Consider the following 20,805-nt stretch of genomic DNA (forward strand, 5'->3'; position numbering starts at 1 on the left):
CCTCCTTTCTGTGAACAAGCGAAAGAGGATGGCTTCATCCTCTTTGCCGTTGCTGCGATTGCTTTACTTCGTCGCTTTCGTATCCCAGTTCTTATCGATATAGATGGACATATCCAAACCGTCTGCGACGGCCTTCTCAAGCGCGGTGTTGTAGCGTTTGTCCAAATCCGCAAGAACGGCTGCAATGTCCGCGTTCGGAGGGCCGGCAATAATATTAATCAGCGTATTCTGATAAGGCTGGCCTTCGACCGTAATGCCTCCGTCTGGCGGCGTCAGTGTGAAGTAAGAGTTGGATGTGTCGCTGAATTCAGCATATCCCGCCTTCTTGAAGGAGGAAGGAGCTTGCGCTTGAATGTCCTCGCGCGCGATGAACTCCAGTTCATTGTTTTGAATCTCTTTCAAAATTTCGTCGTCATGGAACAATTGATAGACCTTCATGGCTTTCTCCGGCATTTTGCTTGCGCTTGGCCCTACGGACAGCACATCGGCAATTTGCGCATAGTTCTTAAATTTATTGGCCGCGTCGAGAACCGGCGTATCGCTAACGCCAAGCTCAAAGCTGGTGCCGATCTCTTTCCAGAACTTATCGATGGACGTCACATCCCAGTTCACGCCGGGGAGCATCGCTATCCGTCCAGCCGCAAACTGCGCGATTAGCTCGTCGTTGCCCATTCCTTCACCGCCTGGGAAAATGCTTCCGTCTGCTTTCATTTGCAGAATTTTCTCCAAGTTAGTCTTGAAATCGGAGAAGGCGAATTTGCCTTCGTTGAAGTTGTAGCCCATATGGCCGATCGAGCTGGCGAACTGCGTAGCAAAGTACCATTTGCCCGATGCTGCCGAATCCTTTAAGTGGACGCCATAGCCATATGCGTTGCCTTTATTGTCTTCGGTAATTTTTTTGGCATAGGCGACGACATCGTCCCAAGTCTGGGGCGGCTGCTCGAAGCCGGATTTCTTCAGCAATTCCTTGTTGTAAATAAATTTGGTGGTCAGCACCTTGTAAGGGACGCTGTACGTTTTGCCGTTAATCGTTGTATAACCGTTGATCAGAATATCTTTGTACGTCTCCAGAAATTCCGGTCCGCCGGGCAAATCATCGATCGGCAGCATCCATCCCGATTTAATGAACGGCTCTTTGACGGTGCCTACGAATTTGTACAATTCAGGGGCCTGGTTGGCCGCCAGCGCAACCTTGAGCACGTCGTTGTAGTCTCCGCCGAACACTTTGTAATCGATGTGAATGCCGTCCTGCAATCCTTGCCCTTTGTTATAAGCGTCAATTGCCGCTTCCATAACCGGCTTATAGCTGGCGTCATTGGTCCATACGCGCACTGTCTCCATCTTCGTATTGCCCGAACCGTCCGGATTGGCGGAGTTGCTTGGCGAGTTGTCATTCCCGCTGCAGCCTGCCAGGATGCCCATCAGCATAACAAGACTCAAAAACGTAAGACCTGCCCTTGAACGTCGCTGGAATCGCTTACTGTTCACATTAGTTGCCTCCTCATGTCGTGTTTGAAGCGCTTTCAAGTGCAATGATAACAAGAATACTCCGGGGTTAAAATACAAAAACTTAAGGGAAAAAGTTAGATATATTACACAGTTTGCCCCTTCTCCTTGTCGTTCATGAATGAGCGTTGCTATACTGAAATTAGAATGATTCAACGACGAAAGGGGCCAAATCGGACGCCGTGCATATGAGTATTCGCAACAGGCTGGTACTGTATTTTCTCGCCTCCATACTAATTCCGTCCATTATTATTACCGTCGTCGTGTATATGAGCTCTACCGGCATTATTACGAAAAAAATGAACGACCTGATTGAGAAAAACGTCGAGTCGGCTCGGCTGATCGTTCAAACGAGACTGGCTTTTATTGATGAAATGACTACGCTCATTTCACTCAATCCGATGATTCAAGAAGTGCTCAGCGCAAGTCCGACGACTAATATGTCCGATAACATCTTGCAGATCATCAAGCTCGACCGCGCGCTCGACAGCTATTATCTATCGAATTACTACGCATCGCCCAACTCGTCCATTGTGCCGACGATTCATATGATCGACAGACCGGAATACCGCAAATACGATATTTCTACCAAAGTGCAGGACATCGAGTCTATCGAGAACGAACCGTGGTACAGGGAGATGGACAATAATAACCAGTCCGTCTACGGACAGCCGGGGGATGCGCCTGTCATCATCGCAAGACGGCTGTTCAGCTTGCAAATCGCAGATAAGTACGATGATGCGGCTGTGCTCACGATTGAATTGGAAAAATCCAGTCTGAACGGCATGCTCTCCAACTACAAGCCCTCCAACGGAAGCCGGATTTTCATTCTGAACGAACAAAATCAAATTATTATGAGCAGCGATTCGTATTCGGGTGAAGAGGAGCAGTTCATTTATTCGCTCGACCCTGCGGCAACCGGCTTGAAAAGAGTGGACATGAAGGGCGATAAAGTCATTCTTTCCTCCAAACAGCTGGACAACATTGATTGGAAGATTATCAATATGACGCGGTTAAGCGAAATTAACTCGGACCAGCTTCAGTTGACCCGAACGGTCATGTTGGTCCTGATCATCTGTATGACCACTGCGTTGCTGGCCGCATTCCTGCTGTCACGCAATATATCCAGACCGATTACGAAGCTGGTGACATCTATGCGTGCTGTGCGAGGCCAGAATTTCGATATCGACATCGCTTATCATAAGAAGGATGAATTCGGATACTTGATTCAGCAATATAAACGGATGATCGGCCAGATCAAAGAGTTGATCGATAAGCTGTACGTCAGTGATTTAAAAAAACAAAAAGCCGAGCTGCTAGCTAAAGATGCACAGCTTCGAGCCCTTCAAGCGCAAATCAACCCGCATTTTCTATATAACACGCTGGATTCGATCAACTTGTATGCGATCAAGTACAAAACGCCCGTTATCAGCGATATGATCGGCTCCTTGGCCAACTTCTACCGCTATTCGCTCAGTAAAGGACGGAATATCATTTCGCTTGAAGAGGAGCTGAACCATACGAGCAGCTACCTCGACATTCAGTCGATGCGGCTTGGACCCAAGTTGCATTATTCCATTCAAGTGCCGCGCGAGCTGAGGAAGACGAAGACGGTGAAGCTTGTCATTCAGCCGCTGGTGGAAAACTCGATTATTCATGGCTTCCATCAAAAAACAGGCGAATTTGAAATCGCTATCACGGCGAAACAAGAAGCGGATAAAGTTATCGTCTGCATCTCGGACAACGGTACCGGCACACAGGAGAAGGCGGACATGCTTAATCATCTGCTTGCTTCCGACGATACTGAGCAGCAATCCTTTGCCATTACCAATGTGCACCGACGGCTTCAACATGCTTTCGGCGAAGACTATGGCCTTCGTTACAGGCCTAATCCGGCGGACGGAATCACCGTCGAAATTACGATTCCGGCCAGCTATAACATGGGGGATAACGATGCTAACGGTTATTTTGGCTGATGATGATTACCTGGTCAAAGAAATATTATGCGATACGATTCCTTGGAGCGAACTCGGGATGGAGGTTGTCGGCCTCGCCGAGAACGGACAAGAGGCGCTGGAGCTTTGCATGGAGCGGCAGCCGGATATTTTGGTGACGGATATCAAGATGCCCTTTTACAATGGGCTTGAGGTCGCCAATCAACTGATGGAGAGCGGTATGCGTACGAAGACGGTGCTGATTAGCGGCGTACAGGATTTCAACTATGCCAGACTCGCGCTGAACGTGCAGGCGGCCGGTTACATTTTAAAGCCGATTCAATTGAAGGAAGTTGTGGCCGTGCTCAAAAAAGTGCGTGATGCGATCGAAATGGAGTTTCAGCGAGAGCAGGTCCTGAAGCGTCTGGAGCAGCAGCTGGAAGAAAACATGGCGCTGATGCGAGACAAGTTTTTGAATCAGCTTATTATGGAGCAGATCGGGAGCGAGGAAGAGCTGCAGGAGAGGCTCGACTACTTCCGTCTGCCGTTCCAAGCGGGTCAAGATATCGTAGTGGCGGTAGCGGAGATTGACGAGTATGACTTGAAGGTGAAAAACAAAGGGATTGAACGGGTACATTTTTTTAACTTTTCGATCAAAAATTTAATCGAGCAGGTGTTAGACAATTATCAGGCAGGCATCTGCTTTACGACCGCACGGGAAAATGAATTTGTCATCATCCTGAGCGGAGACTATTGCCAAGAATTGAGGATGGCTCAAATTTTCGAGAGCATCGAGCAGTTGCTGCTCGAATTTGATGGGATTACGATTTCGATCGGGGTTGGTCATTGCGTCAGCATGGAAGCGACAAGCTTATCCTATGGCCGCGCATGCAATGCGATCGGCTACAAGTTTTATACGGGCAACGGTTCGATCATCCATATCAACGACATCGCCGATTCGAACGCCATGGGCAAATTGAACGACATGAAAGGAAGCGCCAAGCTTGGGGACCTGCAAAAGCTGCTGCTGGACGAGATCAAGACGGGTAATAAGCCGCGGGTCAAGCAAGCGATTGAGCAATATGGCGCGTTGCTTGCGGAGGCAACCCAGCTTTCACAGGATTATATTCGGGGGTTATTCCTGGAGCTGATTATTACCGCTTACCGTGAAATATGCGAGACCGAAGGGGAGTCCGCGGAGGTTACGGCCAATTATTCGGCCTCCATGGAGTCGATTATGCGCGACGAGACGCTTACCGATATTAAGAAACATGTCAGCGCCATGCTCCTGTGCATTGCTGACTATTACGGGGCCAAGTACAATAAAAAGCACCATGCGCTGGTAGAGCAAATTAAGAGATACGTCAATCAGAACTACATGGATAATATTTCGCTCGCTGACATTGCAAACGAAATCTATATGTCGACCAGCTATTTGTGCGCCGTATTCAAGCGGGAAACCGGAGAGACGATTAACGAGTATATGATCGAAACGAAGATGAGCGCAGCGAAAAAGCTGCTTAAAAACACGAAAATGAAGGTGCATGAAATCGCCGAGCAACTGGGCTACGAAAACGCCCACTATTTCAGTTATTCGTTCAAGAAGTATGCAGGCGAGACGCCGCAGCAGTACCGGAATAAGATGCAGTCAGGGTAGGTGTATGTAGAAAGACAGATCGCTGCATGCGCGATGCCGGAGCAGTACCGGAGCAAGCAGCAGCCTGAATAGTTGCATGAAAAAAGCATGTGCGTCGACGCACATGCTTTTGTTCGTTATGGATTGGAGGATGGTACAGGAATCGTCTCAGGCTGCTCGAAGGTCATGTCCTTCTTGTCGACGGTCACTTTTTTCATCGATAGCGGCTCTAGCGGCTTGTCCTCCGCATCTCGCTTCTGATTGACGATCGTGTCCACCGCCTCCATGCCTTCAATCACTTTGCCGAATGCGGCATATTGATTGTCCAGATGCGGAGAGTCTTCCGTCATGATGAAAAACTGCGATCCGGCGGAGTCTGGAACCATTGTCCGTGCCATGGAGATGACGCCTTTCGTATGCGTCAGATTATTGGTAAAGCCGTTAAACGTAAATTCGCCTTTAATCGTATAGCCGGGACCGCCGGTGCCGTTGCCCTGCGGGTCGCCGCCTTGAATCATAAAGCCTGGAATAACACGGTGGAAGATGACTCCGTCATAGTAGCCTTTGTCAATCAGCGAAATAAAGTTGTTGACGGTATTCGGCGCTACTTCCGGGTACAGCTCGACTTTGATTATCTCATCGTTGCTCATCTCAATCGTAACGACCGGATGCTTCTCCGGCCCAAGCAGCTCCAGCTCAGTGGCCGGCTCCTCAGAAGGCGAAGGCGATGGGGAAGGAGATGGCGACGGCGAAGGCGTAGCTGTCTCTGTCGGCGTTGAGCCGCCCGCGCCCGGCTCCTTGTCGGCGGGTTTTCCTTGATCGACCCCGCAGCCTGACATGATCAGCGCAAATACGATGCACAGCAGCAGCGCGGCGCCAAAGCTTCTTTTTAACCTGAAACGTTGCATAAATGGGATTCCTCCTAATAAGGTTCGTTAGAACAATAAATGTCGTTGTTGTTTGTATGGCGGATACCGACCTTATTCTACCATAGAGACCGCTCTGAAATCTAACCTGCCATTAGGCTCATGCAAGCTCTTGTGCAGCCCGCTTCTTCTGCCATAGACGATACGCGCCCAAGGAAATGACGAAAAAAATGCCGTATACGGCTACCGTTGTCAGGCTGCTCTTCGGGTCGCTCATCAGATTGTCGCCAACCATAGCAAAGAGGAGCATGGCCGGGATTTTGCCGATGGAAGAAGCGATGGCATAGGAGAGAAAGCCGACCCGGCTGAGTGCTGCGTACACATTGATGATGATGGATGGGATGAAAGGCAGCAGCCGGGCGAACAGAATCGCGAGAAACGCATTCCGCTCGAATAGCGTGGTTACTTTGTCGATGCTTTTGTATCGGTGAAGCGCACGTGCGCCCCATTCCTGAAAGGCGTATCGAACGAACAGAAACATCAGAATAGAAGCGGCAGCTGATCCGATCCATGTGATGGCGGCGCCCAATGATGGTCCAAGTGCAGCGCCAATCACTCCGCCGATGACAGGATAGGGGATGATGGGGAAAAGCGCCATGACGGTAGCCATCAGGGCGACCAGAAGCAGATTCTCTGTCTGCTGGAACCAGGAGAGGATCGCCTCCCCGTACAAATAAATAACAATGGCGACGGCTATGTAGCTTAGCGCCATTAAAAGCTTTTTGCGCACAAGTGTACCTCCGAATTGGTCTCCCGCCTATTATAGCATGTCTGGTATCGGAAATAACCCTGGGGAAGCGGCTTGACCTTCTCGTAACGGCAACGTTTAGAGTAGGGGAAACACGTAACAAGGGGGATGGTTTGGACATGCCGAATCATGATGAGATTTATAGCAGGGAAGCGGAGCGGTACGATCAGTTGATTGCTTCGCAGCCCAAGTTGATGGAAATTGTGAATGAGATTAGGCCGCTTGCGGGGTTGGATGTGCTGGATATGGGGGCTGGCACGGGACGGCTGACTTTGGCGCTTGCTCCAAACGTGAAGTCGATCCTGGCGACAGATGCATCCGCTGCGATGCTGAAGCTGACGGGGGAGCGTCTGAGGGCATCGGGGATGCAGCACTGGGGGACGGCGGTTGCTGATCACCGGCGCTTGCCGCTGGAGGACAATTGCATCGACTTGGTCGTGTCGGGCTGGAGCATCTGTTACTTATGCGCGTCTGGTGTGCCAGAGTGGAGAGAGAACCTGAGGCTGGTCATGAGCGAGATCGAGAGAGTGCTGCGCTCGGGAGGGACGGCGATTATATTTGAAACGATGGGAACGGGGTACGAGACGCCTCAGCCGCCAGAGTTCCTGCTCGATTATTATCGGGCGCTTGAGGGGGAGTGCGGTTTTCAGCATCGCTGGCTGCGTATGGACTACCAATTCGAATCCGTGGAGCAAGCGGAGGAGTTGACGGCGTTTTTCTTCGGGGAGGAGCTGGCTGAGCGCGTGCGGCGGGAACGTCTGACGGCGCTGCCTGAATGCGCCGGCGTATGGTGGCGGCAATTTCCGTGAGTCGGGACGCGAGTTGCTGTGGAGTGGGGCATCAGTGGGAGCCTGATCGCTCGGGATTAGTGGATAGCGGGGAATAGAGGTGCGTGGCACATCTACATGTGTGAAGAAGCGGCGGGTGGAGCGAAATAGTGTTGTGTGACACAACTAAACGTCCTGGTTGGCGGGTGGAGCGAAATAGGGTGCGTGGCACAACTAATCGTACAGAATCGGCGGATGGGGCGTAATAGTAATGTGTGACACAACTAAACGTGCAGAATCAGCGGATGGCGGGGAATAGTGTTGTGTGACACAACTAAACGTGCAGAATCGGCGGATGATGGAGAATAGTGGTATGTGGCACAACTAAACGTGAAGAATCGGTGGATGGCGGGGAATAGTGTTGTGTGACACAGCTAAACGTGGAGAATCGGCGAATGGAGCGGAATAGTGTTGTGTGACACAACTAAACGTGCCGAATCGGCGGATGGAGGAGATAGTGGTGCGTATCATCGCTAAGTAGATACATGTTCCTGAGTGGCGGTCGAGTGGGTAGCAAGTCGGTAGAATCGACTTAAATGCGTCTGAGTGGCGGTCGAGTGGGTAGCAAGTCGTTAGAATCGACTTAAATGTGTCTGAGTGGCGGTCGAGTGGGTAGCAAGTCGTTAGAATCGACTTAAATGCGCCTGAGTGGCGGTCGAGTGGGTAGCAAGTCGTTAGAATCGACTTAAATGTGCCAGAGTGACCATCGAGTGGGGAGTAAGTCGGTAGTTGAGCGGGGAATTGGTCGGTAAATCAGCGCAATTGAAAAAGGAGACGAGCTTACTCGTCTCCTTTGCCGTTTGCTGTGTTGTTCGCGCGCTGTTGAACGCGAGCCATGAGCTCTTGCATCTGTGAAAGCAGGAGGGTACCTTCCTCTGGCGAGGCGTCCAGCTGGCACAGCAGCTTCTCCGGGATGTCGACGGCCTTCTCGCGAAGCAGTTTTCCTTGCTCCGTGAGTGCGATGACGACGTTGCGTTCGTCGTTTTTGTCACGGGTGCGGGTGATTAGGCCTGCTGCCTCCAATTTTTTCAGCAAAGGAGTCAGCGTGCCCGAATCTAGATATAGTCTGGCTCCCAGCGCGGTGACCGTGACCTGATCTTGCTCCCACAGCGCTAGCATGGTGACGTATTGAGTATACGTCAGTCCAAGCTCCTGCAAGAGCGGGCGGTAGAGCTTTGTTAATTCCCGCGAGCAAGCGTAAATCGCAAAGCATATTTGATTATCCAGCTTCAACGTTTGGTCCGATTGCATAAGAGTGCCTCCAACATGGGCTCAGCGAAAAGAGCAGCCAATATCCTCTATTTTAATGGATTCAATTAAATTGTATTAAATTAAATAGTAGCGAACGGCCCTCCATTTGTCAACGAATAATCAGCCCGTTGGACGAGGAGGTAGAGTCCAAGTATAATCCAGTCCCGTTGGAACGAGGAGGTAGAGTCCAAGTATAATCCAGTCTCGTAAAAAAAGGGGGGGTGGAGTCTCAGTATAGCGGCGACGAGAACGTCTCGTATCCGAACCTTAATCCAGCCAAGTCCCGATGCCAAACTTCTCCCCTTGCTTAAAGAACCAATGCGCGATAGCAACGTCGAAGGCGGCCATCCCCATGGGGCAAAAGAGTACCGTTTCCTCATCGGTCAGCCCGGCCAGCGCGTCCCGGAAACTGACATCGCCGAGCGTCATAACGTCCTCCGCTTGCAAGCCCGCTTGCCGGTGAAGCAGTTCGATATCAGTATTCTCTCTGCACACCTCCGTCCAATCATCTACAACAATGGAACGGATCGCTCGGATTGCCTCCAGCTGGTAGTCGCGAAGGGAGACGTTCAGAAGCAATGTGCCGGGAGCGGGAGGGGTGTCAATATAGCGGGCGGAGCCTGCTGTACAAGAGATGACAACATTGCAATGCGGGTACCAGGATTGCCAGTGCTCCGTCACGGTTACGCGGTCATAATCCTCATTTCGTCTATCCTGACCGAGTCCATCCTCAATATTCACACCTCGAATATCGGTCAGATAAATATGATCGATTTGCTTCCCGAACAGCGATCGGCACATCTCGAAGTGAATGCGCCCGATCGGTCCCCATCCTATGATACCAATTCGCAAATTCCGTTGATCCGGCTGTTCCGGCGAACGACTGGCCAGCCAGCGATCTAGCATTAGACTGCTCACAGCCGCTGTACGTACGGCGCTGACCATCGCCGTGTTCAGAATGGCGGAAGGCTTGCCGGTGTCGGCGTCATTCAGTACGGTGACGCTATGCGCGCGTGGGAGGCCGGCGGTGAGGTTGCCGGGAAAGCTGGCGATCCACTTAATGCCGGCGGCATGGATTCCGCCGCCGATATATGCGGGCATCGCGATGATGCGATTGTCGGGATTGCCGTAGCGCAGATAGGGCTTAAGCGGCTGGGCATATTCGCCCTGATCGATCATCCCGGCGGCTTCTCCAATAACGCCGAGCAGCTCGCGCCAGCGGAAGCCGATCGCCCGCAGTTCCTTTTCGCCTAAGTAGAGCAAGCTTAGTCGCCTCCCTCCGAAAGTATCGACGAGCCGAATTGCTCGCGCATCCATTCATCGTTAAAGACGGTATCCATATAGCGTTCTCCGCGGTCGTGCAGGATCACGACGCAGGTCGAGCCCTCTGGAATATCGTCAAGCATCCCTGTGAGCGCAGCGATAACGGCTCCGGAGGACGGTCCTGCCAGAATGGCCTCCGTCTCCGCCAGCCTTCGGCAGCCCGCTGCCATCTCCCGGTCCGTGACATTCACCGCGTAATCCATGAAGCGAGTCTCGCCGAATGGAGGAACAATGCCCGCTCCAAGTCCGGGGAAGCGGCGCGGCCCTTTCTCCCCGCCGAAGATGACGCTGCCCGCCGCATCCACGGCAATTACTTTGGTCGCCAAGCCGTGGTCGGCGATGTACCTGGCGCAGCCCAGCATGGTGCCGCAAGTACTGACTCCGCCAGCGACATAATCGATCTTGCCAAGCGAAGCTGCGATCTCGGGCATAGTGCCGTCGTAATGTGCCAGATAATTGTTCGGATTGGCGTATTGGTTTGGCCAGAAGCTGCCGGGCAACGCCTCACGCAGCTGCCGGACGCGCTCCAGCCGGGCGGGCAGGAATTCGCCGGTCTCCGGATCAGGTGTATCCACGTAGGAAACCTCGGCGCCGTATGCTCTCATGATGGCAATATTGGCGGAGGCGGTACGCGGGTCAATGACACTTATGAACCGGATGCCCAGCATGGAGCAGATAGCGGCAAGGCTGATCGCCATATTGCCGGAGCTTGATTCGATCATGACGGAGCCGGGACCGATCCGCCCCTCATTCCATGCGCTGCGCACGATGCGCAGCGCCGGACGGTCCTTGGCGCTGCCGCTTGGATTCATCAGCTCCAGCTTGCCGAAGACATGTATGCCGCGCGTATTGGCGAACAATCTGCTCAGCGGAACGAGCGGCGTATTCCCGATTTTATCCAACCAGCTATTCCTCATGGTCAGCAGCACCTTTCATTAATATAGCTTCTTGGCTTTCACTGCTCCGGCGGGAAGCTGATCCCGCTCGCTTACGTGTATGACTTCAATGCCCTGCAGCAGCCGGTTGCGGATCATCATGCCGATATCTCCGATCTTATGCTCGACATCATGCTGGATGGCGCTCGCGACAGACTCGTCTAATCGGTTGCTTTTGATATACAGCTTCAGCTTGTTGGATTCCACCTGTACTCTTAACGTGGCATCCTCCAAATGCCTGTTCACGACCTCCTCAATGTCGTACAGGCTGATTTTCTCTCCATGCTTCAACTCCGGCCCGATGCGCTTCGTGATGCAAGCGAAGGTATGAATCATGCGACCCTGATGGACTTCCGCGCGGAAACCCCGCACCACATCGTATGTGATGTAGCGAACGGCGGGGAAGAGGGAGCGGGAGAAGGAGGTCAGCGCCAGGATGCCTTCGCCAGGTCCTAAGGCTTCATAACCCAGCGCTTCTGCGGACAAAGACTCTCCGTAGACATCGTCCGATAAGACATAACGGCCGAGCTCATGAGAAAATGCGGCGATGGCACCGATCTCAATCGAGCCGTACGTATCCAGTACATCGCCAGGGTCCAATCCGAAGCGCCCAGCCATATTCGTTTGCCACTCCGCGGAGGCCAGCTCGCCGACCAGAATGATTTTGCGCAAGCCAAGGGAGCGGGGAAAAGGAAGCGCATCTGCAATGGCCTCCAGAATCGATGGCATCGTGTAAAGCAATTGAGGGCGATACAGTGTAAGCCTGGCGACATGCTCCTCTACAGGGGCAGTGAAAGGTATAGCCTCCGCCGCTATGCCCAGTTCGTGAAAGATCGCAATAGCGGTGCTGGCGGCATGGCCCGTGCCCAGATCCGCCATCGCTCTCGCAATGCCGTGGCGAGTCCCTAGCCAATTCAGATAGGAAGCTTTCTTGGCCTTAATATATTGAAGATCATCTTCGCGGGAATAGTAGATGGACTTGCGAATGCCGGTCGAGGTGCCGGAAGTCCGATAGACGGACAAGCCGGATTCTGTTCGTTCAGCCTGCGCATAGTAATGGCGGTCCAGCACTTCTGCGGTTATGAGAGGCAGCTCTGGCAGAGCGGGAGGGCTGCTATCTATTTTTGAAAGAGAGATGCCAGACTGGCGCAATAGCGGCTCATACCAAGGATGCAGCCGCGCGATAAGGCGCAGCTGATCGGTTAGCTTCTGTTCCATCATGGTATAGTCATCCTCCTAGCAAATTGATGCGATCGTCTATTATGCCGTTACTAAAGCATATGTGCGAGCGTACCGATGGTTCGGCTATGACGACAGAGGCCTAAAGCGATTTTTATATATTTTCGTATGATAGTAATAGAACGAGATTGGGAGAGATACAAGTCTATAGGCGGGAGACGGAGACGACAAAATAATATCGCCGTTCACGCGGGCGGCGTGAAGGGAGCAAGGCTGAGGACAATGGCTAAGCTTAAAGTGAAAGCCAGCGGAAAGCCGTACCGGGTATCCGACAAATGGGCCAAAACGAATGTCATGTTGCGGGATGAAGGACTGCGCGGGTATATACCATCAACCAGAAAGTTCAGCCGGCTGACGCTGCATAATCTACTTCAAGCACACCAGATGGTCTATGTGAAGCCGACATATGGATCGCTGGGCAGGGGAGTCATGCGGGTCGAAAGGCTTGGCTCGGGAGAGTATTGGTATCAGCTCGGAGGCAGTCACAAGACGTTCCATAGCTTCGACGGGCTCTACCATTCTCTGAAAAGGGACACGCTGGGCAAAAGCTATCTTGTGCAAAGAGGCGTTCATCTGTTGAAATACGAGGGAAGACGGTTTGACCTGCGCGTCGTCGTACAGCGCGCTCCGCAAGGCGGGTGGGAGATGACAGGGATTGTTGCGAGAATTGCCCATCCGGAGAAGATTGTCACCAACGGCAGCCAAGGAGGCTCTATCCTGACCACGGAGCAGGTGCTGAGCGCCCATATGAGCCCGTCGCAATTAGACAGCTTGAAGAAGAGGCTGGAGGACATCGGCATCAGCACGGTCAAGCGGCTGCATCGCCGCTATCCCCGCCTGAACGAAATCGGCCTGGATATCGCCATCGACAATGGGTTCAGGCCATGGATTCTGGAAGTGAATACAACGCCGGATCATTGTCCGTTCGCCATCTTGCCGGACCAGTCGATGATACGCCGGATTATCCATTATGGAAGCCAATATGGCAGACACTACAGATTGAATTGCTTCAAGGCGAAAAACACACTATAACCGCGAAATAAAAACAGGGCAGCATGCGTATTGGCATGCTGCCCTGTTATGGTCCGTATGAAGCGGAGATATGCGCAAGCGCCGAACGCTACTTTTTAGCTGCAATCGAGAAGATGACCTGCTTCTGCTTGCTATCGACCAGAATATTGATCGTATCGTTGCCGATGGACGCGTGAGTCTGCGTAACCGCCTCACCCTTCTCCACCTTCTCGCAAACTTCACTGAACAATTGCTTGAAGGCAATGGCGTTGTAGCCGAATAGGCCGTTGGCGAACATCTCGACGGCTTCTTTGTTGCGTGCCAGCGATCCGTCGCGCAGTCTCATTGTGATGCCGTACGTATTGTATTGCGGGTCCAGCCAGATCGCGGCTTCTTCATTAATGGCCGTGGTGCTTGCCGGTCGGTTCAGGACGTTCTCCTTCTCCGTCTGGTCCTTGAATAGGCGCAGCGTCGTATCATACAGGTCATGATTGGCGCCTCTGAGCTGTCCTACGAGCAGCAGAGATTCGTAAGCGTCCCACATCCGTTTGTCTGGGAAGACGATAACCTTGCTGCCGCCGCCGAACGTAGGCACGATCCGCTCCAGCTTGTCAGGCGATACGTTGATCTTGAGTCGCGTCGACTTGACGGTCAGACGCTCCAGAATGACAAGCGCCTGGGCGCGCGTCACCTTCTGACCGACACCGAAGAAGCCGTTCGGGTAGCCTTCCATGATGCCCTTCACAAGCGTCTCCGCGATGAAGCGCTGCTCCCGCTCCGTGGCTCCTTTAATATCGCCGAAGGCTTGCGCCATTTTTTGCCCATAGATGCTGTCTTCCAGAAATTCCGTTTCCTGCAGCGTATAATAGACGACCTCCGCCACGTTCTCGCGCGTCATGTCCATCTGAAAATCAGAATAGCGGCTTTTGTTCAGGAAATGGAGGTCGCTTGCAATATCGATAAAATCCTTGGCCCAGTAGCCGACCGTATTCGGCGCGAAGGTGAAGTAGCGGTAATCCTGCTTCAGAATGGCCTGGTTCTCTAGACTCAGAGAGTTCATGAAACCGGCGTTCCAGCTGCGCGAGCCGTTCTGGTGCAGATCGGCGTATGAAAGAATGAGCATTTTGACGAATTGATCAACTTTCACGGTCTCTTCTGGTCGAAAAGTCCCGTCCGGGTAGCCTTCCAGAATGCCGCGATTGACCATGTCGATGATGGTTTTCTCCGCCCAATGGCCTTGCGTGTCTTTAAATGGGGAGCCCTGAGTTGCCGCAACCGCTTTCTCGTATGCTGAAGTGGGCATAATGGCCGCCCAAACCATCGTGATGCTTATCATTAGTAGTGCCAACCGTTTCATCAATCCATGTCCTCCCAAATCGATTTATTCCGACATCCTTTAGATAACCATATCCGGGCGTTATTGAGAATGGGCAGAATGATGCAACCTTGGCAACCGGGAAGGCCCTACTGGCGCTAGCGCTTTGTGCATAGGGAGGAGTGATAGCTATAGTCTCATTTACATATATTTAGCAAAATGGTTCAGGGGACATTGGACGCAATAACGAACAGCGCGCATAGGTACTAAGGGATAACGTCCATGCAGGCGCATGAACAACAAAAACGGCTCCAAGAGCCGAACGAGCTCTCGAAGCCGTCTTAATAGTAGGTAATCGTGATTAGTCCAATACTGCGCCAATGTGGGCTTTGGTAACGGACCAGTGGGACGCCGTCCATACTTTCTTCTTCTTATCGATATAGATGATTTGCGGAGATTCATGCTTCACGCCTGTGTCTTCTGCAATCTTATTGGAGACAGGGCGGGACTCGATCACCTTCACCAGCACATAGTCGATATTATCCTTCGGGCTGCCGCCGAGATAGTTGCTGAACTCTTCATGCGCATTGGCGCTGACCGGGCAAGTGGTGCTGTGCTTGAACACAACGAGGGGCTTGGCGTCGGATGCTTGGAGGACGTTATCCCATTCTTCAATGGTTGTAATTTCTCTGTATGTCATATGCGTGACACTCCTTCATCTATAGGTGGATTGAATCGGCTCATACCGTATCCTGTCGTTATTATATCTCTAGTGAGCGATTAAAGTCATCTCTTGACCAATCTTCTCATGATAATGAGTATGCTATATTGTCGGGAATTACTGGAGAATTCTTTTGTATAAGGGGAGGGCAGTTGCTCATGATGATTCGAGCTATTCGTGAATCCGTGAAGCGCACATTCACTTCGTTGGCGTTCATCCGGATTATCGAAATAAGGGGATTGCGAAGCAACTATATGAAACGTTTTTTGGTAAAGTGCATGAGCTTGGGTGCTCCACGGTTCGCGATTATGAGGGAGAAGGACAGCATTATATCGGCTTCTCGAAAAGGATAACCACCAAAGTGTTAAAAAAATCACACTTGGGGTTGATTTTTGAAAATGAATCGTGATAATATGTGTACAGCAACGAAATGACCGTTTTAGTATTTTGGTCATTCGGTCACGAAGTCAGAGGAAAAAGGAGGCGTTGCGAGTGGCCATTGATCGACGACAGCTCATTGTAGATGCGGCAGCGAAGTCATTCTCGTTATTCGGATACAAAGCGACGACCATGGACGGGGTAGCCAAGATCGCCAATGTCGGCAAGGGCACCATTTATACGTTCTTTACGAACAAGGAAGAGCTGTTCCAGGAGATTATGAACCGGATGATCGGGGATATGAAGCGGCTCGCCGAGCAGGCGATCAATCCCGGAAGAAAGTTCTTCGACAATCTGAATGCGGCGCTGGAGCTGCTGCTCGACTTCCGCGAGGAACATGAGCTGGCGCTGAAGCTGTCGCAGGAGATGCGGGAGATCGGCACGCCAATGGCGCTGGAGGGCTTGCAGCAGTTGGAGCGAGCGGTAGTCGGCTACATTGCGAGCCAAGTGAAGTCTGCGGTGGAGAAAGGCGAGATCAAGCCTTGCGAGCCGGAGATGACGGCATTCGTCATGCTGAAGCTGTACATGGCGCTGACGGTGGATTGGAAGAAAACGCATGAGCCGCTGAAGAAAGAAGAAGTGGCGGAGCGGTTACGATTTTATCTGGAGCAAGGCCTGGCGCCGGCGTAAGCGGGATGCCTTTTTTTACCTCATAAAATGACCGATTGTCCGAATTAGTCAATTCGTACTGACAATACCGGCCAACATACACAGACAAACAGGGAGTGGGAAATATGAAGTTGAAAGGATTGCGGCAATTCGGCAAAGAGCTGGCGGCGATCGCACGCAACAAGAAGGTGCTGATTCCGGTCATTGCAGTTCTGACGGTTCCGGTCATGTATACAGCCATGTTTCTAGGCGCGTTCTGGGACCCATACGCGAAGATGGAGGAGCTGCCGGTGGCTGTAGTCAATTCTGACCAAGGCACGGAGTTTCAAGGCAAGCAAATGCATATTGGTGATGACTTTGAGGAAAAGTTAAGAGAAAATCCGAAATTCGATTGGGCCTTTGTGACGAAGGAAGAAGCCGTCCAAGGCATGAAGGACAACAAATATTATATGGCGATTGAGATTCCGGCCAACTTCTCGGAGAAAACAACATCGCTGACTTCAGATAAGCCGGAACCGGCGAAGCTGGTATTCCTGCCGAATGAAAGCTACAACTTCCTCGCCGCGCAAATCGGCAATACGGCGGTTGAGCAAATGAAAGGCTTGCTGAATAAAGAAGTAACGGAAGTATACACCAGAACGGTGTTCGAAAAGCTGGAAACGGCTGCTGACGGTATTGTGAAAGCAAGCGACGGCGCAGGCAAGATAGCCGATGGCACGACCAAAGCGAAGGACGGCGCGCAACTGCTGGAGCAGAATTTGAGCAAGCTGACTAGCGGTACAGTTACGCTGCAGGATGGCGTCTCCAAGCTGAACACGGCAGGCAAGCAATTGCAAAGCGGCGCTGCGGAGCTGAAGGGCGGAGCATTATCGCTGGAGAATGGTATGGGATTGCTTGCTGATGCAAGCGGACAATTGGCAAGCGGAGCGGCAGGCGCTCAAGACGGTGCATCGAAGCTGGCGGGAGGCCTGACAGCATCCGCTGCGGGTACAGCAGAGCTGGAGCAAGGCGCTGCCAAGCTGACTGCCGGATTGGAAGGACTTGCTGCGCAGAACGAGGCGCTTGCCGCCGACCCTAACTTCCAAGCATTGATTGCGGCAAGTAAAGGTCTTGCCGGCGGACTTGAGAAGTCATCTGCAGGCCAACAGGAATTGCTTGCTGGTGCGAACGCTTTGGAGGCTGGATTGAAGCAGCTGAATTCCGGCGCAGATACGTTGCAAACCAAATTGGGTGAAGCAAAGACGGGAGCAAGCACGCTTGCTGGCGGCCTTACTAAGCTGTCGGGCGGTACGGTAGAGCTGTCCCAAGGACTTGGCAAGCTGAATGATTCGGTAGGCTCCATGACTTCCGGTGCGAAGCAGCTGGAAGAGGGGGCAACCAAGATGACATCTGGTCTAGTGGAGCTGGAAGACGGTACTCACGAGTTGTCCACGAAGCTGAGCGATGCATCGTCGCAGACTTCGGAGCTGTCCATGACCGATGAGATGGTCGGCATGTTCGCCGAGCCGATCCAGCTTGATGTGGACCGGGTAACGGAAGTGCCGAATTACGGTACAGGCTTTGCCCCTTACTTCTTGTCGCTGGGCTTGTATGTAGGCGCGCTGTTGATTACGATTGTTTACTCCGTTAAGGAACCTGCGATCCGCCCGGCGAATGGCTGGAGCTGGTTCTGGAGCAAGGCGCTAACACTGATGCTCGTCGGTACGATCCAGGCTTTGATCGCGGACGCGGCGCTCATCTTCTTATTGAAGCTTGAAGTACAGAATATGGGCTTGTTCATTCTGTTCTCGATCATTACAAGCATCACGTTTATGATGCTGATTCAATTCTTTGTAGCATCGATGGGCAACCCTGGACGTTTTGTAGCGATCGTGCTGCTCATCCTGCAACTGACCAGCTCCGCGGGCACATTCCCGCTGGAATTGATTCCGGGCTGGCTGCAGCATGTAACGCCTTGGCTGCCAATGACGTATTCGGTCGCAGGCCTGAAGGACGTCATCTCCAGCGGCGAAACGACCCGCATGTGGGGAGACGCCGGCTTGCTTGGCATCTATGCAGTCGTCTTCGCAGGCTTGACGCTGGCTTACTTTATCGCAAGCCATCGCAAGGAAGGCGGCGATACAAGAGAAGCATCCACTTCTATTGCATAAATAGAAGATCAACCGTTGCTTCGGTTTATACAAACGCTACATCATCTTCACGCAAACGGCACCTTTATCAGGTGCCGTTTTATTATGGTCTGTCGGCATTCTTTTGAAAGGAAAAACGGTGTCAAGCATCCAGTCTCATCCGCCGTGGGCTGCTTTACATAGGGTGGTCGCCCGTTTTGGTCAGGCTCGCATGGCTATTCTAAAAGCTATTTATACAAAAATGATCGTGCATGCAAAAAAACAGAAGGAATCCCTCATACGATATGGAAATTTTTAAGTGAAAGATTCTCACTCGGAGAAAGCCGCTTATAATTGCCGATTAGGGGGCATCGCGATCGATGAAATGGATGCAAGACTGGACAAAACGCCTTATGAAGATAACACCCCATATCGTCAGCTTTCTTACGGCGATATCCCTCAGCCTCAATATGATAAGCTCCGTCAGCAGCTCGCAAGGTCGTATGTTCGCTCTCCTATTTGCCGTATTCATCTTTGCCTCCATTCTGGTCAAACCGCTGTGGCTCAAATATTGCCTTTCCGTAGTTGCGTTTGTCTTCTTTTTCTGCGCGCTGCCGGAGCTGACGTTCGACAAGCTGATTAGCGTCATGTATTTAACGCTCGTCATTCTGGCGTTCCTGCTGCCGTCGCCGATCCCTGTGTTTGCAGCAGGGGGCTACTACCTTTATATTACGCCGATTAGCTGGCCCGAGGAGTCTCCGGAAATGCTGCAGGCGATCTTGGGCGGCGTTGTCATCAATATGATTCTTTATTCGCTGCTGGCCTTTTACTTCCGGAACTTGAAGAAAGAGAATGAGGCCAATGCAAGGCTGAATGCCAAGCTTAATGAAGCTTTCCGGCAGCTTGAGCATATGGCCTACTACGATATGCTTACCGGTCTGCCGAACCGCCAATCGCTTATGAAGCATTTAGATATGGACATCGTTCAACAAAAGCAGCTTGCTGTCCTGTTTCTGGACCTTGATGAGTTCAAGCATGTGAACGATATGATGGGCCATAGTGCGGGAGATCAACTGCTGCGGGACATTGCCGACCATCTTCGCCATTTCGCGGATCCGTCCTGCTTTGTTGCCCGCTATGCCGGGGACGAGTTCGTGCTGCTATGCTCCTATCGGCGGAAGGAGGAAATTGCGGATCTGGCGGAACGGCTTGTCCGCTCCTTTCAGAACCCGTTCCACATAGGTCACAAGCACATTTATGCGACGACCAGCATAGGAATCAGCTTGTTTCCTGAAGATGCGGGGGAAGGGGAGACGCTTATCCAATATGCGGACAAAACGATGTATAGCATAAAGCGCGGCGATAAAAACGGCTACCGCTTCTTCACTGATATCAAAAACGAGGAGCTGCTGCGTCAAGTCAGGCTGGCGAATGACATCCGCAGCGCCATAGCTAAACACGAAATGTCGATACACTACCAGCCGCTAGTAGATCTTAAAACGCGAGAAATCCGCGGAGTGGAGGCACTGCTGCGCTGGACGCATAGCGATATGGGGCCGATTGCGCCCTCACTCTTTATTCCGCTTGCCGAACAGAACGGCGTAATTGTGGAGTTGGGGGAATGGGTTCTGGAGGAGGCGTGCAGTCAGGTCAAGAGCTGGCATGAAGCAGGAAATTCAAGACTGACGTTAGCCGTCAACCTTTCCATTCGTCAGTTCAAGTCGCTGAACTTCCCTTCCAAGGTGCTCAGCATATTGGAGAAGACGGATTTTGATCCTGCGCTGCTGGAGCTAGAGGTTACGGAAAGCATGATGCAGAGTGTAGAGGAGTCGGTTCCGATCTTGAACGAGCTTAAGCGCCATGGTATTAAAATCGCTATAGACGACTTTGGAACAGGCTATTCTTCTCTGAGTGTCCTGGGACAGCTGCCGCTGGATTACCTGAAAATTGATCGTTCCTTTACGAAAGAATTATCGAGCGCAGCATCCTCAGCATCCATTGTGAAGCTTATTGTCGACATTGGACACAGCATGAATTTGCAAGTTATTTGCGAAGGAATTGAGACCGGGCAGGAAATTGAAGCGCTTCTGCAGTTCGGCTGCGAGTTCGGGCAAGGGTATTATTTCCACCGCCCCTCTCCGCCAAAAGAGATCGAACGGCTGTTGGACTTCAAACATCTGCAGGAGTCAAAGGTTTGAATTGGCCGATTATTTTGTTTCCACTTGCCCTTTTGCGGAGATGCTGTATAATCACTATGGATTTCTTTTATATAGGACGA

General features: G+C 51.9%; 17 protein-coding genes. 8 read left to right on the top strand and 9 right to left on the bottom strand.

The window, feature by feature from the left end; genetic code table 11:
• Positions 1–63: 63 nt before the first annotated feature.
• Positions 64–1,488 carry an ABC transporter substrate-binding protein gene (locus AC0YNW_RS07960; protein WP_475831484.1) on the bottom strand — a complete coding sequence of 475 codons (1,425 nt, stop codon included), beginning with the start codon at positions 1,486–1,488 and terminating at the stop codon, positions 64–66.
• Positions 1,489–1,694: 206 nt separating this feature from the next.
• Between AC0YNW_RS07960 and AC0YNW_RS07965 the strand changes: the two genes are divergently transcribed.
• Together AC0YNW_RS07965 and AC0YNW_RS07970 are read left to right on the top strand one after the other, a co-directional pair.
• Positions 1,695–3,482: a sensor histidine kinase gene (locus tag AC0YNW_RS07965; protein ID WP_475831485.1), complete on the top strand. Its 1,788-nt coding sequence runs from the start codon at positions 1,695–1,697 to the stop codon at positions 3,480–3,482.
• Entirely contained in the window at positions 3,460–5,097 is a 1,638-nt protein-coding gene (locus AC0YNW_RS07970; protein ID WP_475831486.1) for an AraC family transcriptional regulator, read from the top strand. Before AC0YNW_RS07965 ends, AC0YNW_RS07970 begins: the two co-directional genes overlap by 23 nt.
• Before the next feature lie 116 nt (positions 5,098–5,213).
• Here AC0YNW_RS07970 and AC0YNW_RS07975 read toward each other — a convergent pair whose 3' ends face one another.
• Positions 5,214–5,984, bottom strand: coding sequence for a peptidylprolyl isomerase (locus tag AC0YNW_RS07975; RefSeq protein WP_475831487.1), 771 nt, complete (start codon positions 5,982–5,984; stop codon positions 5,214–5,216).
• Positions 5,985–6,102: 118 nt separating this feature from the next.
• Entirely contained in the window at positions 6,103–6,732 is a 630-nt protein-coding gene (locus AC0YNW_RS07980) for a TVP38/TMEM64 family protein (RefSeq protein ID WP_475831488.1), read from the bottom strand.
• A gap of 137 nt (positions 6,733–6,869) precedes the next feature.
• On the opposite strand from AC0YNW_RS07980, the gene AC0YNW_RS07985 reads away from it, so the two are divergent.
• Positions 6,870–7,559 (top strand): class I SAM-dependent methyltransferase, encoded by a 690-nt coding sequence (locus tag AC0YNW_RS07985; RefSeq protein WP_475831489.1) that lies wholly within the window; start codon positions 6,870–6,872, stop codon positions 7,557–7,559.
• 798 nt (positions 7,560–8,357) lie between these two features.
• On the opposite strand, the gene AC0YNW_RS07990 is transcribed toward AC0YNW_RS07985, so the two are convergent.
• The 4 genes from AC0YNW_RS07990 to AC0YNW_RS08005 all read right to left on the bottom strand — a co-directional run bounded on the left by AC0YNW_RS07990 (position 8,358) and on the right by AC0YNW_RS08005 (position 12,307).
• Positions 8,358–8,828 carry a MarR family winged helix-turn-helix transcriptional regulator gene (locus AC0YNW_RS07990; RefSeq protein WP_475831490.1) on the bottom strand — a complete coding sequence of 157 codons (471 nt, stop codon included), beginning with the start codon at positions 8,826–8,828 and terminating at the stop codon, positions 8,358–8,360.
• 267 nt (positions 8,829–9,095) lie between these two features.
• A complete protein-coding gene (locus AC0YNW_RS07995) occupies positions 9,096–10,091 on the bottom strand; it encodes a 2,3-diaminopropionate biosynthesis protein SbnB (protein ID WP_475831491.1) in 996 nt (331 codons plus the stop codon).
• Positions 10,092–10,093: 2 nt separating this feature from the next.
• On the bottom strand, positions 10,094–11,068 hold the full coding sequence (gene sbnA / locus AC0YNW_RS08000) for a 2,3-diaminopropionate biosynthesis protein SbnA (protein ID WP_475831492.1): 975 nt from the start codon (positions 11,066–11,068) through the stop codon (positions 10,094–10,096).
• An 18-nt stretch (positions 11,069–11,086) separates the two neighbouring features.
• The gene (locus tag AC0YNW_RS08005) at positions 11,087–12,307 is read right to left on the bottom strand and encodes a phenylacetate--CoA ligase family protein (RefSeq protein WP_475831493.1); all 1,221 of its coding nucleotides are present in this window, start codon (positions 12,305–12,307) and stop codon (positions 11,087–11,089) included.
• Positions 12,308–12,547: 240 nt separating this feature from the next.
• On the opposite strand from AC0YNW_RS08005, the gene AC0YNW_RS08010 reads away from it, so the two are divergent.
• Complete coding sequence (locus tag AC0YNW_RS08010; protein WP_475831494.1) at positions 12,548–13,357, top strand: YheC/YheD family protein; 810 nt, start codon at positions 12,548–12,550, stop codon at positions 13,355–13,357.
• Positions 13,358–13,445: 88 nt separating this feature from the next.
• Here AC0YNW_RS08010 and AC0YNW_RS08015 read toward each other — a convergent pair whose 3' ends face one another.
• Together AC0YNW_RS08015 and ytxJ are read right to left on the bottom strand one after the other, a co-directional pair.
• Positions 13,446–14,693: an S-layer homology domain-containing protein gene (locus tag AC0YNW_RS08015; protein WP_475832181.1), complete on the bottom strand. Its 1,248-nt coding sequence runs from the start codon at positions 14,691–14,693 to the stop codon at positions 13,446–13,448.
• A gap of 319 nt (positions 14,694–15,012) precedes the next feature.
• Positions 15,013–15,351 carry a bacillithiol system redox-active protein YtxJ gene (gene ytxJ, locus AC0YNW_RS08020; protein ID WP_387478242.1) on the bottom strand — a complete coding sequence of 113 codons (339 nt, stop codon included), beginning with the start codon at positions 15,349–15,351 and terminating at the stop codon, positions 15,013–15,015.
• 259 nt (positions 15,352–15,610) lie between these two features.
• Between ytxJ and AC0YNW_RS08025 the strand changes: the two genes are divergently transcribed.
• The 4 genes from AC0YNW_RS08025 (at position 15,611) to AC0YNW_RS08040 (ending at position 20,725) form a co-directional block, all read left to right on the top strand.
• Positions 15,611–15,781 (top strand): hypothetical protein, encoded by a 171-nt coding sequence (locus AC0YNW_RS08025; RefSeq protein ID WP_475832182.1) that lies wholly within the window; start codon positions 15,611–15,613, stop codon positions 15,779–15,781.
• Positions 15,782–15,864: 83 nt separating this feature from the next.
• Positions 15,865–16,440, top strand: a complete 576-nt coding sequence (locus AC0YNW_RS08030; protein WP_387478245.1) for a TetR/AcrR family transcriptional regulator — start codon at positions 15,865–15,867, stop codon at positions 16,438–16,440.
• A 104-nt stretch (positions 16,441–16,544) separates the two neighbouring features.
• Positions 16,545–18,569 carry a YhgE/Pip family protein gene (locus AC0YNW_RS08035; protein ID WP_475831495.1) on the top strand — a complete coding sequence of 675 codons (2,025 nt, stop codon included), beginning with the start codon at positions 16,545–16,547 and terminating at the stop codon, positions 18,567–18,569.
• Positions 18,570–18,907: 338 nt separating this feature from the next.
• Entirely contained in the window at positions 18,908–20,725 is a 1,818-nt protein-coding gene (locus AC0YNW_RS08040; RefSeq protein ID WP_475831496.1) for a putative bifunctional diguanylate cyclase/phosphodiesterase, read from the top strand.
• The last annotated feature ends 80 nt before the right edge of the window (positions 20,726–20,805 follow it).

Source organism: Paenibacillus sp. J31R120, from assembly GCF_056269225.1.

Excerpts from the sequence above, each read along its gene's own strand:
- AC0YNW_RS07965 (WP_475831485.1), top strand. The coding sequence starts at position 1,695 with ATGAGTATTCGCAACAGGCTGGTACTGTATTTTCTCGCCTCCATACTA.
- AC0YNW_RS07970 (WP_475831486.1), top strand. The coding sequence starts at position 3,460 with ATGCTAACGGTTATTTTGGCTGATGATGATTACCTGGTCAAAGAAATA.
- AC0YNW_RS07975 (WP_475831487.1), bottom strand. The coding sequence starts at position 5,984 with ATGCAACGTTTCAGGTTAAAAAGAAGCTTTGGCGCCGCGCTGCTGCTG.
- AC0YNW_RS07985 (WP_475831489.1), top strand. The coding sequence starts at position 6,870 with ATGCCGAATCATGATGAGATTTATAGCAGGGAAGCGGAGCGGTACGAT.
- AC0YNW_RS07990 (WP_475831490.1), bottom strand. The coding sequence starts at position 8,828 with ATGCAATCGGACCAAACGTTGAAGCTGGATAATCAAATATGCTTTGCG.
- sbnA (WP_475831492.1), bottom strand. The coding sequence starts at position 11,068 with ATGAGGAATAGCTGGTTGGATAAAATCGGGAATACGCCGCTCGTTCCG.
- AC0YNW_RS08005 (WP_475831493.1), bottom strand. The coding sequence starts at position 12,307 with ATGATGGAACAGAAGCTAACCGATCAGCTGCGCCTTATCGCGCGGCTG.
- AC0YNW_RS08010 (WP_475831494.1), top strand. The coding sequence starts at position 12,548 with ATGGCTAAGCTTAAAGTGAAAGCCAGCGGAAAGCCGTACCGGGTATCC.
- AC0YNW_RS08015 (WP_475832181.1), bottom strand. The coding sequence starts at position 14,693 with ATGAAACGGTTGGCACTACTAATGATAAGCATCACGATGGTTTGGGCG.
- ytxJ (WP_387478242.1), bottom strand. The coding sequence starts at position 15,351 with ATGACATACAGAGAAATTACAACCATTGAAGAATGGGATAACGTCCTC.
- AC0YNW_RS08035 (WP_475831495.1), top strand. The coding sequence starts at position 16,545 with ATGAAGTTGAAAGGATTGCGGCAATTCGGCAAAGAGCTGGCGGCGATC.
- AC0YNW_RS08040 (WP_475831496.1), top strand. The coding sequence starts at position 18,908 with ATGAAATGGATGCAAGACTGGACAAAACGCCTTATGAAGATAACACCC.